At 66.2% G+C, this 14,526-nt stretch carries 11 protein-coding genes; 6 read left to right on the top strand and 5 right to left on the bottom strand.

Translation table 11 applies throughout. The features are described 5' to 3' along the window. Positions 1–226 precede the first annotated feature (226 nt). The gene (locus J2728_RS06690) at positions 227–844 is read left to right on the top strand and encodes a hypothetical protein (protein WP_309997711.1); all 618 of its coding nucleotides are present in this window, start codon (positions 227–229) and stop codon (positions 842–844) included. Between the two features lie 309 nt (positions 845–1,153). Here the strand turns inward: J2728_RS06690 and J2728_RS06685 are convergent, their stop codons facing one another. Further along, complete coding sequence (locus tag J2728_RS06685) at positions 1,154–1,651, bottom strand: helix-turn-helix domain-containing protein (RefSeq protein WP_309997709.1); 498 nt, start codon at positions 1,649–1,651, stop codon at positions 1,154–1,156. 584 nt (positions 1,652–2,235) lie between these two features. On the opposite strand from J2728_RS06685, the gene J2728_RS06680 reads away from it, so the two are divergent. The 3 genes from J2728_RS06680 (at position 2,236) to J2728_RS06670 (ending at position 6,333) form a co-directional block, all read left to right on the top strand. Next, entirely contained in the window at positions 2,236–2,802 is a 567-nt protein-coding gene (locus tag J2728_RS06680) for an RNA polymerase sigma factor (protein WP_309997708.1), read from the top strand. A 112-nt stretch (positions 2,803–2,914) separates the two neighbouring features. Continuing rightward, a complete protein-coding gene (locus tag J2728_RS06675) occupies positions 2,915–3,892 on the top strand; it encodes a FecR family protein (RefSeq protein ID WP_309997707.1) in 978 nt (325 codons plus the stop codon). 2 nt (positions 3,893–3,894) lie between these two features. Next, the gene (locus J2728_RS06670) at positions 3,895–6,333 is read left to right on the top strand and encodes a TonB-dependent receptor (RefSeq protein WP_309997706.1); all 2,439 of its coding nucleotides are present in this window, start codon (positions 3,895–3,897) and stop codon (positions 6,331–6,333) included. Between the two features lie 190 nt (positions 6,334–6,523). On the opposite strand, the gene J2728_RS06665 is transcribed toward J2728_RS06670, so the two are convergent. Together J2728_RS06665 and J2728_RS06660 are read right to left on the bottom strand one after the other, a co-directional pair. Then, positions 6,524–7,855, bottom strand: coding sequence for a cytochrome P450 (locus J2728_RS06665; RefSeq protein WP_309997705.1), 1,332 nt, complete (start codon positions 7,853–7,855; stop codon positions 6,524–6,526). A 48-nt stretch (positions 7,856–7,903) separates the two neighbouring features. After that, positions 7,904–9,136: an MFS transporter gene (locus J2728_RS06660; protein ID WP_309997704.1), complete on the bottom strand. Its 1,233-nt coding sequence runs from the start codon at positions 9,134–9,136 to the stop codon at positions 7,904–7,906. A gap of 349 nt (positions 9,137–9,485) precedes the next feature. Here J2728_RS06660 and J2728_RS06655 point away from each other — a divergent pair, with 349 nt between their 5' ends. After that, a complete protein-coding gene (locus tag J2728_RS06655) occupies positions 9,486–10,139 on the top strand; it encodes a TetR/AcrR family transcriptional regulator (RefSeq protein ID WP_309997703.1) in 654 nt (217 codons plus the stop codon). Between the two features lie 416 nt (positions 10,140–10,555). After that, entirely contained in the window at positions 10,556–12,799 is a 2,244-nt protein-coding gene (locus J2728_RS06650; RefSeq protein WP_309997702.1) for a TonB-dependent receptor, read from the top strand. A gap of 123 nt (positions 12,800–12,922) precedes the next feature. Here J2728_RS06650 and J2728_RS06645 read toward each other — a convergent pair whose 3' ends face one another. After that, positions 12,923–13,573: a class II aldolase/adducin family protein gene (locus J2728_RS06645; RefSeq protein ID WP_309997701.1), complete on the bottom strand. Its 651-nt coding sequence runs from the start codon at positions 13,571–13,573 to the stop codon at positions 12,923–12,925. Continuing rightward, positions 13,573–14,517 carry a carbohydrate kinase family protein gene (locus tag J2728_RS06640; protein WP_309997700.1) on the bottom strand — a complete coding sequence of 315 codons (945 nt, stop codon included), beginning with the start codon at positions 14,515–14,517 and terminating at the stop codon, positions 13,573–13,575. The genes J2728_RS06645 and J2728_RS06640 overlap by 1 nt, the downstream gene beginning before the upstream one ends. Positions 14,518–14,526: the final 9 nt, after the last annotated feature.

Raw genomic sequence — 14,526 nt, 5'->3', positions numbered from 1 at the left:
GACACCCCGACCTCTCCAGAACTCAGATATCCGAGCGCTTGCGTGCTGGACACCCAACCTTTTATGCGCGCCAACCATGCGCTGGAGCGAAAATCTCCAAATCTTGTCGCCATCGCAACACGAGGCCGCTGGCGCAACTCAGGACTCGACAATCCTAGGGCGAGTAGCGAGAAACGAGCTTGCGCAGACTTCCAGGCATTAATTCACCGTGTCCGAACGCCCATCCTTGATTGTCGAGTTCCTGAAATTCTGCAGTGTCGCGACCGCAGGCCTATTCGCCCTGAGCGCCGTGACCAATGGGATCTTCTTCTGGGCAGCTTGGCGTGTGAACTATTTTATGGTCGCCAATCCGGCCGATGTAGTGATGGGCGGCTTCACGATCTTAAGGCACGTGGCCTGGATCTTTATCCCCGCCTATCTCGTAATGTGGCTTTGTAGATGGGCTGTAGAACATTTCGCAGACCGTCTAAACCTACGCGACTCGCGCATCAGAACATTAGAGGAAATCCGCGCCGAGGCAGCAGAAGAGCGCCTAATCATGCTCTATAGTGCTCTCTTGATGACACTTTTTATTTCATTTTCTTACAGCCTATATGGGCTTTCCGATTGGAATAAATCTGGCTGGCGCCTCCTGTCACATCGCGTACACCAACCGAAAGTATACCTAAGCGGCCTGCGCGTTGCCCAAGAAAGTAAACTTGACAATCAGTGCCTGGGATCTGACATCCTATGGCTCGGCTCCTCTTCAGCAATAATCGATTGCTCTCATGGCGTTCGAGTGATCCACAAGCTCGATGATCTCGTGACTGAGCTCGCGACAGAGGTTCCTATAGACGAACGCTGATACAACGCCGATTGACCCCAAAACTCCGGAATCCTCCTCGCCCGCCCAGCCTACCATCTTGCTGCGCACGCGGCTTGCCCTAGGCTTCTCTGCCTAATGCGCCTTTCGATCCCCTCCGATATCCAGGCCCTAGCGCCACATCTTGAGGCATTTCTCGACCTGGCAGGTCGGGGGCGATGGTTCAAACGCTGCGACCAGCTAGATGCAGACCAGCGTAAGTCTCCGCTTCGGTGGAAAATAGTCTCCGACTATCACTGGCTGGAAATGGCAATCGGCTTTCAAGCCGACGTTCTCGCAAAGGAGGGACGCCTACTGCCGGAACTTGCCGACGGGCTCATCCTTACAGCGCTGAATTTCGCAGCCACAACGGCGGCAGTGCACGCACAAATCTCGCCGGGAGGACAAAAGGTGCTGGAGGGCCGGCTTCGAGACTCGCTCAAAGCTGAGACAGGCTTCGCCGCCCTGTACTTGGAACTCGACTTGGCACAGCGCTTGATGGACGCCGGCTACGATGTCGAGTTTGCTGATATGGAGGGCAGCGCGCGCTTTGATCTCCTGTTCGGGCGAAGCTCGTTCGCTGCTGAGGTGGAGTGCAAGAGCCTTTCGGCGGACGCGGGTCTCCTCGAGCACGCCGATCTGACGGCGCACGTGGCGCTCGGTCATGCTGGTGATTTCGGCGAGCGTCTTGAGCTTGGGCCAGGCCTTGCCCTCGGAGTCGGCGTGGTCGGCCAGGGCCATCAGCACGGCCTTGGCGGCGATCGACAGGCCGCCGATGCGGCGGGCCCAGTTGCGGGCTTCGAGGCTCATTTCGCGCCTCCCGGGAGGCCCGATTTTGGTTTGCGGCGGCCGACTAAGTCTTTGATTTCATTAGGGCCGAAAACCGGCCGCTTTGCAGCCAAGTCCTTGAATTCACTATGTTCGCACGGGCCTGCAAATCCGTTAGCGCAGGCCTAGACCGACGTCTGCCGCACCGCCAGCCGCTCAGCTGTTCGTCGCCCCCCCGATCAGCATAGACGTCGAGCGAAGCCAGATCCCGCAGCGTATGCCCCGTGCGCATGGCCACCTCTGTCGGCGTCCACCTTCCGAGAGCTTGGAGGTCACAGAGGCCGGTAGATCGTGTGCAGATCGTGGAATGTGACACCTTTGATGCCAGCGCACTGACGAGCGCACCTCCCAAGCCGACCGCCGAGCCGCGCCCGGATTGGTCCGTGGCGGCCCTGTTTCCGCCGGGATTGGGGCGCGATGCTCGCCTGGCGCCGGGTCAAGGGGTTCTTGCGGCCGCGGCCGCCGTCGGAAGGCGTGGGCGCTTGCCTTCGCCGCTTCGGCGCCTCATGTCTCGCAACCTCTCACCGACTTTTTCAGCGGCCTCCGCGTCCTGGCGATGACCAACGATGCCGACCGTCAGATCCGCCAACGCGCCAGAGCTGAAGATGAAGGACGCCGCCCCCGACCTCTCGCCCCTGGCCCGCGCCTATCTGGAGCGCCGCGACGACATGCGGCGTTTTTTCCTGGCGCGTCTGGGCGGACGTGGCGATGTGGAGGACTTGGTTCAGGACCTCTATCTGAAGGTCCAGGCGGCCACGGAGGCGCCGATCGAGAACCCGTCCGCCTATCTCTACCGCCTGGCGTCCAACCTGATGCTGGACCGGCTGCGGCAGGCCAAGCGCTCGGGCGCCCGCGAATCGGAGTGGCGGCGGACCCATCATGCCAGCGTCGGCGCCCTCGACGTGGTCGACACCCCCGACGCCGAGAGCGCGATCATCGCCCGTCAACGACTGGAGAAGCTGTCTTTAGCGCTGGAGGCGCTGGCGCCGCTGACCCAGAGGGTTTTCCGCCTGCACAAGTTCGAGGGTTTGACGCACGCCGAAACCGCCCAACGCCTGGGCATTTCGCGTAGCGCCGTCGAGAAGCACATCAGCCTAGCCCTCGGCCATCTCGTCACCAAGGTGGGGCGATGACTGTGGCGCGGATGTATCGCCTCACCGGGATGTGGGGAGGACCTTGGGGCGGAGTGGCGTCATTGTGGCGACGCCCGTCCAAGGCCGGGCGCGAAGAAAGCGCAAACCGCCAATGACCCAGCCTGTTTCTCAAGCTTCGATCCAGGAGGTCGCCGCCGACTGGTTCGCCAGATTGCAGGGCGAGCCCACCCTGGAGGACTGGACGGCGTTTCAAACCTGGCTAGAGGCCGATCCCGAGCACGCCGCGGCTTACGAAGCGGTCGAGATCCTCTGGCTCGATCTCGACGACCTGCCCGCCAATGAGCCGAAGACCGCGCCCCTGGCCGCCGATATCGTTCCCCTGCGTCCACGCTCCTCCAAGCCGGCGAGACGCGGCCTGCTGATGGGTCTGGGCTTGGCCGCGGCGGCGGCCATCGTCGCTCTGGCGCTGACACCGCGACTGGCGACTCCGTCCTACACCGACTACGCGACCCAGCGCGGCGAAACGCGCGAGATCGCGCTGGCCGACGGCTCGCGCCTGACCCTAGGGAGCGCGACGGCCCTGCGTGTGCGCCTGAGCCGCGAGCAGCGCGATGTGACCCTGGTTGATGGCGAGGCCAGCTTCGACATCGCTCATCTCGAGAACCGCCCGTTTGTCGTGACCGTTGGAGCGCGGGAAGTGCGCGTGCTGGGCACCGAGTTCAATATCCTCAGCCACGCCGGGCGCCTTGCCGTCTCGGTGCGCCGCGGACTGGTCGCCGTTTCGGGGGGGCAGGAAGGGACGGTCAAGCTGACGCGCGGTCAACAGTTGGTCCAACTTCCCGGCGAGAGCGCGCGAACACGCGAAGTTGCCCCGGACCAGGCCTTCGCCTGGAAGTCCGGCAAGCTGATCTATGACCGCACGCCGCTGGCCGAGGTGGTGGTGGACCTCAATCGATATGTCGCCACGCCGATCCGCGTTGATCCGAGCGCCGCGTCCGTGACGGTTTCGGGCGTCCTGCTGATCGACGAGGAGGCCGCCATGGTCCGACGCCTGGAGCTGTTCGCCCCGATCGTCGCCGAGACGATGGCGGGCGAGGTGGTTCTCAAAGCCAAGAACGCGCGCCGCTGATCGTGACGGAACAGGTCGATCGCGTCAGCGCCCGATTCCGCGCAGCGGCCCTGGGCGCGACCCTCGCGAGCCTTGTAGGCGCTCCCGCCGACGCCGCGCCGCGTCTGTTCGCCAGCGGCGCCTCCCCTGTCGTCCGGTTGCAGATCGCCGCCAAGCCTGTCCGCGCGGCGCTGATCGAGTTCGCGCTGCAGGCCGAGCTCTCGCTGGGCGGTGATCTCGAAATGTGCGGCGGCCAAGCCCCCGCCCTGACGGGCCGCCTCACCGTGGCGGCCGCGCTCGACAGGATCCTGGCCGGCAGTGGTTGCGACTACCGCCAGCCCGATCCGCGCACGGTGATCATCCGTCGCGCGAATGCAGCGCCCGCGCGTCCCGTGCGACAAGCCCCGGCTCAGGCGCCAACCGGCCTTGGCGAGGTGGTTATCACCGCCCAGCGGTACCCAAACCTTCCGGGCCGCACGCCCTACGCCATCTCGGTGATTTCGGCCGATCGGCTCGAGCGCCAGGCGCTGACCAGCCTCCACGACCTGGCCGGCCAAGTCGCGGGCATGACGGTGACTAACCTTGGGCCGGGCCGCGACAAGGTGCTGCTTCGTGGTCTGTCCGACGGCGCCTTTACGGGCCAGGCCCAGTCGATGGTGTCGCTCTATCTCGATGAAGTGCCGATCACCTACAGCGCTCCCGATCCAAACCTGCGGCTGACCGACATCGAGCGCGTGGAGATCATGCGCGGCCCCCAGGGCACGCTCTATGGCGGCGGCGCGTTGGGCGGAGTGATGCGGATCGCCACCCGCAAGCCAGACCTCGACCGCTATTCAGCCAGCGTGCTCACCGGGGCGAGCTTCACTCAGGGCGGCGGAAGCAGCAGCGAACTCGAGGTGGTGGCGAACCTCCCGCTCATTCGCGGCCGGGCGGCGCTGAGAGCCTTGGTCTATCGCGAAGCCCAGGACGGCTATATCGCCAATTCCAGTCTCGGCCTGAGCCGTGTCAACAGCTCGGATCAAGTCGGGATGCGAGCGAGCTTGCGCGCGATGGTGACGCCGAACTGGACCGCGACGCTAGGGGTGACCCATCAGTCGAATGACAATCAGGACACACAGTACGGGCTGCGGCGACTGGGGCCGAAAATCCGCGACTCGTTGGTGCGCGAACCACACGATAGCGACTTCGATCACGCCTCGCTGACCCTGGCCGGCAACGGAGGTTGGGGCCGGGTGACGGGCGCGATCTCGCGACTATCGCACAGGTTTGGCAGCCGCTACGACGCCACGGCGGCCTCGCTTCGCTATGATCTGGCGGGGGCTCCAGCGGCTTTCGACGAGGACAAGGCCATCAACCTGACAGTGGTGGAAATCACATACGCCACGCCCAGCGAATACCGCCTGCATGGCCTGGTCGGGGCGTTCGCCTCGGACGGATCGATCGGGCTCGACTCCAGCCTGCACGCCCTGCCCGCTCGCTCGCCGGCGGTCTACGCCGAGCGCCGGCGCGACGGGATCAACGAGGAGGCGATCTATGGCGAAGTGACTTTCGACGCCACCGCGAGACTGTCGGCCACGGCCGGCCTGCGCTGGTTCAACTACAGCTTCGACACCGACTCGACCGTGACCCAGACGGCCGGCGAGCGTCAAATCAGTCGATCGGCCGAGGCCACCGGCTTCTCGCCCAAGTTGCTCCTCGCCTATGACGTCCGCCCAGGCGTTCTTTTCTACGCCCAGGCGGCCGAGGGCTATCGCCCCGGCGGGTTCAACACGGCCGGACGGATCGGCCAGATGTTCGACGCGCCCAACGCCCCGCCACGCCGCTACGTCGCGGACGAGCTGTGGAACTATGAGCTGGGCGCCAAGTTTCGGGCCTTTGACGATCGCCTTCAAGGCAGGGCGGCGGCGTTCTACGCGACCTGGGAGTCTATCCAGAGCGATCAGTATCTGGCCGATGGCACGGCTTACACCGTCAACATCGGCGATGGGGCCAACCGGGGCTTCGAGGTCGAAGCGGCCTTCCGCGCCAGCGAGCGGCTCGACCTGCGCGCCGCGGCCTTGCTCAATGATCCTGAAGTCACGCGATTCAACGCCGCTTTCAGTCCGCGCGCTGGCGCGGCCCTTCCGGGCGTATCGCGGGTTTCCGCCAGCCTGGGCGTCGACTATCACCGCGACCTGGCCTCGGGGCCGACCCTACGCCTCCAAGGCCAAGCCTCCTATGTCGGGACGTCCTATTTGACCTTCGACGCCGATCACCTCCACGAGATGGGGGACTTGGTGACTCTGCGCGGCGTGGCCAGCCTCACGACGCCCGGCTGGACACTCAGCGCCACCCTAGACAATCCGCTGAACAGCCACGCCAACAGCTTCTCGTTCGGCAATCCTTATCTCATTGGCCGAGAGCAGATCATTACCCCGCCCCGACCCCGCACCTTGAGCCTTCGCTTCAGCAAACAGTTCTAGACAACGCTCAAAGGCGTTTGGGCGCTCGCCTCGCCGATCGCGCCGCGGTCCGCATGGCTGTCCAGCGAGGCCCGATCGCGCGACGAATGGCCCGCGCGCGATCTCCCCCGTCGTCCAGCCGCCTAGGATGCACCCGTTGCGCCAGCGGGTCGGCGGGACGCCGCGGCCATGGGGGCCTCGCCGCGTCGCGTCATGATGGAAGCACCGTTCGCCCTTGTCCGGGCCAGCGCTCCAGGGTCAACGGCAGACGCCTGAGCTGGCACATGGCATGGTTGCCGATCCAGTCGTCGATGTCGCCCGCCGCGCGAAGCTCGATCCGGCGTTCGATCAAGGCCTCCACCAGGCTCCTGGCGACCAGCCCGGCCACGAAGCGCCCTGGACAGATGTGAGCGCCGCCGCCGAACGTGGTCAAACCCTGCTGGGGACGGTCCAGGTCGAAGGATTCGGGGTCTGTGAAAGCCTCGGGATCGCGATTGGCGGCGCCCCACATCATCATCACCCGGGTTCCCGCGGGGATGATCCGTCCATCGTATTCCAGGTCGGCGCTGACAACGCGGTTCAGATGAATGACAGGGGGCTCCAAGCGCAGGCACTCGGATACCGCCGCGGCGGCCTTCTCAGGCTCCGCGCGCAACCTGTCCATCACCTCGGCATTGTCAATCAGCGTACGGATCGTATTGGCGATGGCCAGAGCGGCCGTATGGAATCCGTCGAACAGGTTTCCCGCGAGGAAGGCTCCCACCGTCTTGGGAACATAGCCGCCGTGGTCGAGATCATCGGCGATATCGACCATGGCGAGGTCCCGGGCCATGTCCGAGACGAACGGACAACCGCCCGCGTCCAAGGCGCGTTGGCTCGCGCCCTCGACGAGGCCGCGATAGGCGGTCGCGGCGGCGTCGGCCTCGCCTATGCCCTCCCCGTCCGGCCGCAGAAACAGCATGGGCGTCATCTTGCGCGCCTGCACGGCCGCGCTCAGAGCCTCCTCATCGGTCATCCCGATCAGCCCGCCCCAATAAAGGCCGATCAGCGGCTCGGCGATCCGCTCGACGAGATCGACGGTCTCGCCCAGCGGCAGATCTTCGAGGATCCGCCCGGCGATCTGGCGGGCGGCGTCGGCCCGCGCGGCCGTCGGCTTGGGTCCGATCTGGTTGAGAAGCACCTTGCGCAGGGTGGCGTTGAGAACGCCGTTGGCGCCGAAGAGCTGGTTCTTGATCAGGTTGGCGATGGCGAAGCCAACCGGCTTTTCCTCAAGCGCCTCGGCGAGGAGCAAGCCCGGGAAGAGCTGGTTGGGCGCCAGGGCCGAGAGCTCCGGCCGCGCCGCCAGCGCCCGAAGATCGGCATGTCGGAAGACCACGAGCGCCCCGCCGTCGCCGCGCAGGAAGCGCGGTCCATCGGGCTTGAACGCCCTGGCGCAGAACCGCCGGAACGCCATGCGGCCGCCGTCATAGCCATAATCCTCGAGCGTCGGCAGCGCGTCGATGTCCAGAACGGGCGAATGATCGGCTACGATGTCAGCGGACATGATCTTTTCCTTCGCGACACGCGCGGGCGTGGTTTGTCAGGCCGCGCGTCACGCCGGCCCTAGGGAGGCGGCGAGCGCGGACTTGACCTGGCGCCGGACACGCGAAAGCCACAGCATCATCGCCAGGACGAACGAGGCCGCCAGGCACGCACCCGCGGCGACCAAGGCGCCGCGAACCTCGTGGGCGCTGACGAAGAACGAGCACAGCATCGGCCCGGCGGCCGCGCCGACGGCCTGCACGCTGGGCGCCAGCAGAACCGCGCGCCGCGAAGGATCCGATTCTATGATGAATGGCGCCTGCAGGGTCTGCAGGAAGCCCCACGCCAAGCCGTGCAGGCCAGCGAAGGCGATGAACGCGCCGGGGCTCGGCAGGACCCACAGGCCGATCAGCACGAAAAGGAACACCGGGAGGCAAACCAGAAAGGCGCGGTGATAGGGGATCCGTTCGGCCAGCACGGCCCCGAGGCCCGAGCCGGCGATGGAGCACCCCAGGGCCACGGCGACGGCCAGACCGCCTTGGACGGGAGTCAAACCCGCCTGGCCGGCCAACTGCTCGACATAGGCCAGAAACCCGATGAAGAACGAAAACAGGAGAAAGATGGCCGCCAGGCTGACATAGGCCGCTTTCGGGATCGGCTCGGCGAGCACCGCCTCATCGCTCTTGTTTCCCGCCAGCGGCGCGAGACTGGCCGGCAGAACGAACGCGACGGCCGCCGCCAGAACGGCGCTGGCCCCCAAGGTGACGAAGCCCGCGTTGGCGCCGAGCGAAGGCGAGACCAAGATCGGTATGCCGGCCGCGCACGCCACCTGCAGCACGGCCTGGCTGATCAGGAAGATGCCGCTCCAACGTCCCGGCGTCGGCGAGCGCACGATCATCAGCGTGGTCAGCCAGACGAGCCCACCCTCGGCCAGGCCCGCCAGCGCCCGGATCACCAGGACTCCCAGTCCGGACACCTCCAGCCCAGCGAGATTGACGCCGGCCAGGACGAGCGCGGCCACGAAGCCGATCAGCTTGAGCCGGCGCGGCGGTAGAAACGCGTCGGCCAGCCCAACGCCCAGCGCGATGGCGAGAAACTCGATCGTCACGCTCCAGCCGAGCTGGCTGATGTCGAGCCGGCCCGCGTTGACCAGCCCCCCCAGCACGACCGGCTGAACGCCGGCCATGATCAGGGCGACCGATCCAATCGTCAGGAAAGCCACGATCTGCGCGGCCGTCGGTGGGCGACCGATCCAGCCGTCGTCGGCTCGCGAGGCGCGCGCCTGGGTGTCCTCGAGCGACATGCATTTCCTCCAACGGGCTTTGGATCAATTCGTCGACGGGTCTTCGCCCGACAGCCCTAAGGTAGTTTTTGTTATCTCAAGAGTATCGTCAACCGGTCTCACACTCGATGGGTTTTGACCGCGATGCCGCTTTGCTGGGCGCGGCCGGCCGAGCTTGCGCGCGCCGCGGCCACAGCTGGTTCAACGCGAACGCCCTCGCTAGTAGGATAGTTTGAGCTACAATAGACGCACGCGGGCGTTGGGCGACGCGCACGCGACACGCGCCGCGACGGCGGTAGGTTCTCTTGACCCGGCCCAGTTGCTATTCGACAGCACGCCGCCAATCCGCGGCTCTCTTCAAGGACCCGTGGTGAGCACTCCAGAACTCGAAGCCAAGTCACGGCCCTCCCGGCGTAACGGCATCAACACCTTCGAAGCGATTCTGGCGACGACCGGGGAGCTGTTGGCCGAGGTAGGTTTCGAGCGCCTGACGACCAATCTCGTCTGCGAAAGAGCGGGACTGACGCCGCCGGCGCTCTATCGCTACTTTCCGAACAAGTACGCCCTGCTGACCGAGCTGACCCGGCGACTGATGGACGCCCAGGACGAGGTCGTCTTCGCCTGGGTGGAGTCTGGCGGCGCCCACTGGACCACCCTCTCCGCGGCCGTCGAAAGTCATATCCGGCTGCAAAAGGAGATCATCACCGTCACCCGCGCCTTTCCAGGCGGGCTCTGGATCCTGCGGGCCATCCGCGCCATGCCGCCGCTGCAGGACGTGCGTGTCCAGTCGCGCACCGCCGTGCTGGACCGAATCTTCGCGTTTCGCGTCAAGGACGGCCCCCCGGTCGACGAGGAACGCCTGAAGCTGTCCATGCGCGTCTCCGAACTGATGAGCTACGCGGCCATGGAGATGTTGGTGGAGGATCCCGAACTCGACGAGGACATGGTTATCGAGGAAGTCGCCTGGATGATCGGCCGCTACCATTTCGACCTCCCCCGCCGGTCACAGCTATCCAAGGACTGACCACCCAGGCTGATCGCGCCTCGACTTCCAGCGAGGCTTGATCGCCAGCCCGCGCCTGAAGCGGTCAGGCTCGGACCCAAGCTCAAAGACCACGGCCCTCGACCATGAGCCCTGGAGCCCACGCCCAGGAGGACGGGGCTCGTCGCCGGCCTTGAATGTCGGTCCGCTCGCGGCCGCGGGGGCGTCGCCGCCGTGACCGAAAGTCACCTCCGCCCCCCCTGGGCCATGCCCCCTTCCCCGGTTCCCGGTCGTCCTTCGAGCGATTTGGCGAGGTTTCGCCCGCAAACCGGGCGCCCAGGCCACCGCGTCGCGCAAGGGCGTCCGATCGCTTGCGCCAAGCCCTCTTGCTTCCTGATAGTTTTTATTATCGTAATGGCCTGAACCGGTCGGAGTACTGGATAGACGGGGAGTAGAATATGAAAACGGGTATGTTTCTGAGCTGCGCCGCGCTGGCGCTGTCCACCGGTGTCGCGGCGGCCCAAACGCACGACAGCACGGCGATCGAGGAGATCGTGGTGACCGCCCAGAAGCGGTCGGAAAACCTTCAGGACGTGCCGGTGTCGGTCACCGCCCTGACCAGCGACGCCCTGGCCGCGCGCGGCGTCAACAACGTCCTGGCGCTCAACAACCTGGCCCCGGGCATGCGTATCAGCGCCGGCGACGCGGCCGCCAATCCCAAGATCTACATTCGCGGCGTGGGCCTCAGCGACTTCAACCCCAACGCCTCCAGCGGCGTCGGAGTCTATGCCGACGGCGTTTATGTCGGCTCGCCCCTGGCCCAGATGGCGGGGTTCTTCGACCTGGCCCAGGTCGAGGTGTTGCGCGGGCCACAGGGCACCCTCTATGGCCGCAACACCAACGGCGGCGCGATCAACATCACCACCAAGCGGCCTAGCCAAAGCTTCGGGGCCGACGCCTCGCTAGAGTACGGCAGCTTCAACGCCGTGACCGCCGATCTGGGCGTGGGTGGGCCGATCGTGGCCGACAAGCTGGCCTTCCGGGCGGCCGCCCAGTACGTCAAGGACGACGGCTATACCTATAACCGGGTCACCGGCCATGATCTCAACGCGGCCAAACACTGGGCGGGGCGGCTGTCGCTGCTCTACACGCCGAGCGAAGATTTCGAGCTGCTGACCCAGGTCAATCGCTACGTCAATCGCGGCGACGCCACCGCGCCCGGACACCGCGCCCTGTTCCCCGCGACGCCGGGGGCCGCCGGTCCGGATGGCTTCTGCGCGACCAGCGCCTACGCGAGCGGCCAGTGCGCCGACCTGCTGGGCTATGCCGACACCGACAACAATCCGCGCGCCGTGGACGCCAACCAGGAGGGCAAGGACAAGGTCGACCTGTTCGGCGCCTCCAGCCAGGCGACCTGGACGCTGGGCGGCATGTCCCTGATCTCGGTGACGGCATGGCAGTGGGCCCACCGCAACGACGTGGAGAACACCGACGCCAGCCCCCTGCGGATGATCGAGATCAACTATCGTTCCCGCCAACACCAATTCACCCAGGAACTGCGCCTGCAGTCGAACGATCCTTCGGCCCGGCTCAACTGGGTCCTCGGCGTCTACTACATGGACGAGCAAGTGCGGGACAACACGCGCCAGGACGTGCTGCGCGACCTGCGGCCGTTGTTCACCACGCCCGAGAACCCCACGGGTCTCAGCCTCGAAAACAGCGTCGCGACCTTCGGCTATCCCTACACCCAGACCACCAAGGGCTACGCCGTCTTCGGTCAAGCGGACTACAAGCTGACCGACAGGCTGACGGGTACGGTGGGCCTGCGCTGGTCGGCCGACGACAAGTCCATGGACTACCAAAGCCAGGCCGAAGACGGCCTGATCGTCATCCTGACCTCGAAGCAGAGCAAGACCTTCTCGGCGGTCTCGGGCCGGCTTGGCCTGCGCTATGCGCTGAGCGACGACGCCAACATCTACGCCACCTATAACCGCGGCTATAAAAGCGGCGGCTTCTTCGGCGGCATGGCCACGACGCCCCAGGAGATGGAGCCTTACGACAACGAGACCCTCGACGCCTACGAACTGGGTTTGAAGTCGGAGTTCTTCGACCGCCGGGTGCGCCTGAACGTGTCGGGCTTCTACTACGACTACAAGAACCAACAGGTGTTCGCCCAGACCACGCGCAATGGCCTGACCGTGCTGGTGCTCGACAACGCCGCCAACTCCAAGGTCTACGGCGGCGAGGCCGAGGTCACCGCCCGACCGATCCAGCCACTGACCCTGAGCGCGGGCGTGTCACTGCTGCACGCCAAGTACGGAGACTATTTCACCGAGGGCAAGGACTTCACCGGCAACTGGCTGCCGCAGTCGCCGAAAGTGACGTTCAACGTCGCGGCCACCTGGGTCGCGCCGCTGGCGAACGGCGCGTCGATCGTGGCCAATGTCGACGCCAACTATTCGTCCAGGATCTATTTCGACAACTCCAACGCCGCGCGCCTGTCGCAGGACGCGGTGTGGCTGGCCGGCGCTCAGGTCAGCTGGCGCTCGCCCGACCAGAAGATCGAGGCCGGCGCCTTTGCCCGCAACCTGTTCGACAAGACCTACGCCGTGTCGATCTCCAATATCGACAGCCTCGGCGTGGATCTCCTCAGCTACAACCGGCCGCAGAGCCTCGGCGTCTTCCTGCGCTACCACTACTAGGATCGGAGCCCGTTCGGCCCGGCTCTCTCTGGGCCGCCGACACCTCTGTTCTTCGGGATTCAAGTCGCGCGCGCCGCCCCGAGCCCGCCTCGGGAAATGAAACGCGGCGCGCGCCTCCAGCGATCAGCGCTGTCCGTAGGATCTGAACCTAAGCAGGATGCGGTTCATCTCCTCTTCGGCCAGCAGGCTAGGCCCGCCGATCGCCAGAGTTCCCCAGTAGACGGCCGCCTGTTCCTCGATCTCCTCGGCGATGGCCAGGGCGAAGTCGAGATTGGGGGCGGCGACGATCTGACCATGATTGGCCATCAGGGCGGCGTAGCGGCCGTCCAGGGTTTCGACCACCGCCTGGGCCAACTCGGTCGAGCCAAAGGTGGCGTAGGGCGCGACCGGCACGCTGTTCCCGCCGCTGACGGCGACCATGTAGTGCATGGCCGGGATCGGCCGGCCCGCGCAGGCCAGGATGGTGGCGTGGCGCGAATGGCAATGCACCACAGCGCCGACGTCCGGTCGGCGATCCAGGATGCCCTGGTGCATCCGCCATTCGCTCGACGGCTTGAGCGCGCCCTGGGGCGAAGCGCCGTCGGGATGGATCAGGACCATCTGGTCGGGCGTCAGGCGCGTCGCCGGAACGCCGCTGGGCGTGACGAGCATGTCCTCTCCGCAGCGGACCGAGACATTGCCCGAGGTGCCGCGATTGAGGCCGCGCGCATCCATGGCCCGCATTACCTCGACCATGCGCGCGCGCAGGTCGGCTTCTTGTTTCGCCACGCCCATCACGCCGCCTCCCTCAGAGCCATCTGGCGCATCGCGGCCTCGGTGGCCTCGAAGCTCTCGACCTTGCCCAGCGTGGCCAACCCCTGGGCGACCAATGCCGCAGTGGCCGTGCCGAAGCGCGCGGCATCCAGCGGCGTCCAGCCTCGCGACAGGGCGGCGATGAACCCCGCGCAATAGGAATCGCCGCAGCTGGTGGTGTCGACCGGCGTGATCACATGCGCCGGCAGGGTCGTGCTGACGCCGTCAAGGACCACCACCGAGCCCCGGCCCCCATCCTTGATGACGCAGCCCTTGGCGCCCCATGACCGGAAGGTCTCGGCGGCGGCGAACAGGTCCTGCTGGCCGGTCAGGAACACCGCCTCGGCGGCGCTGGGCAGGAAGTAGTCGACATGCGGCAGCAGACGCTTGACCTCGTCGATCGCCGAGGTCTGGGGCGCGATCAGGTCGCAGGTCACGATCGCCCCGGCCCGCGAGGCGGCGCGGACGATCGCCTCCCCCTCCCCGCCGTCGAGCTTGGGACCGCCGACGCCGCCGTAATGCAGAAAGCCCACCGCGGTGGCCGTCTCCAGCGCGCGCGGGGTGACTCGGGCCAGCATGCCCGCGCCCAGCGCGTGGAAGCCCGGCCGAACGCCGCTGGACGAGACCGCTAGCAGGGTCGTCGAACTGGGCAGGCCCGGCAGAACTTCCAAGTCGGTGATATCGACGCCAGCGTCGGCCAGGGCCGTGCGAATGAAGCGACCGATCAGGTCATCACCCACCGCCGAGATCAGCCGGCTGGGCACGCCGAGACGGGCCGCCAGCAGGGCCGGAGCGCCCGCCGTGCCGGCCGGAGCGCAGGCGATCCCCTCGATCAGCCCCGTCACCTCCTCCTTCGGCAGCACGTCGATGGCGCGCGCCACCACGTCCAGGGTCGTCAGCCCGATACAGGCCAATCCGGTCTTCATGCGACGTCC

The sequence above is a fragment of the Caulobacter segnis genome, from assembly GCF_031454995.1.
Taxonomy (GTDB): Bacteria; Pseudomonadota; Alphaproteobacteria; order Caulobacterales; family Caulobacteraceae; genus Caulobacter; species Caulobacter segnis_E.
Note: the sequence above shows the minus strand (reverse complement) of the source record. Positions and strands in the feature narration are given on the sequence as shown.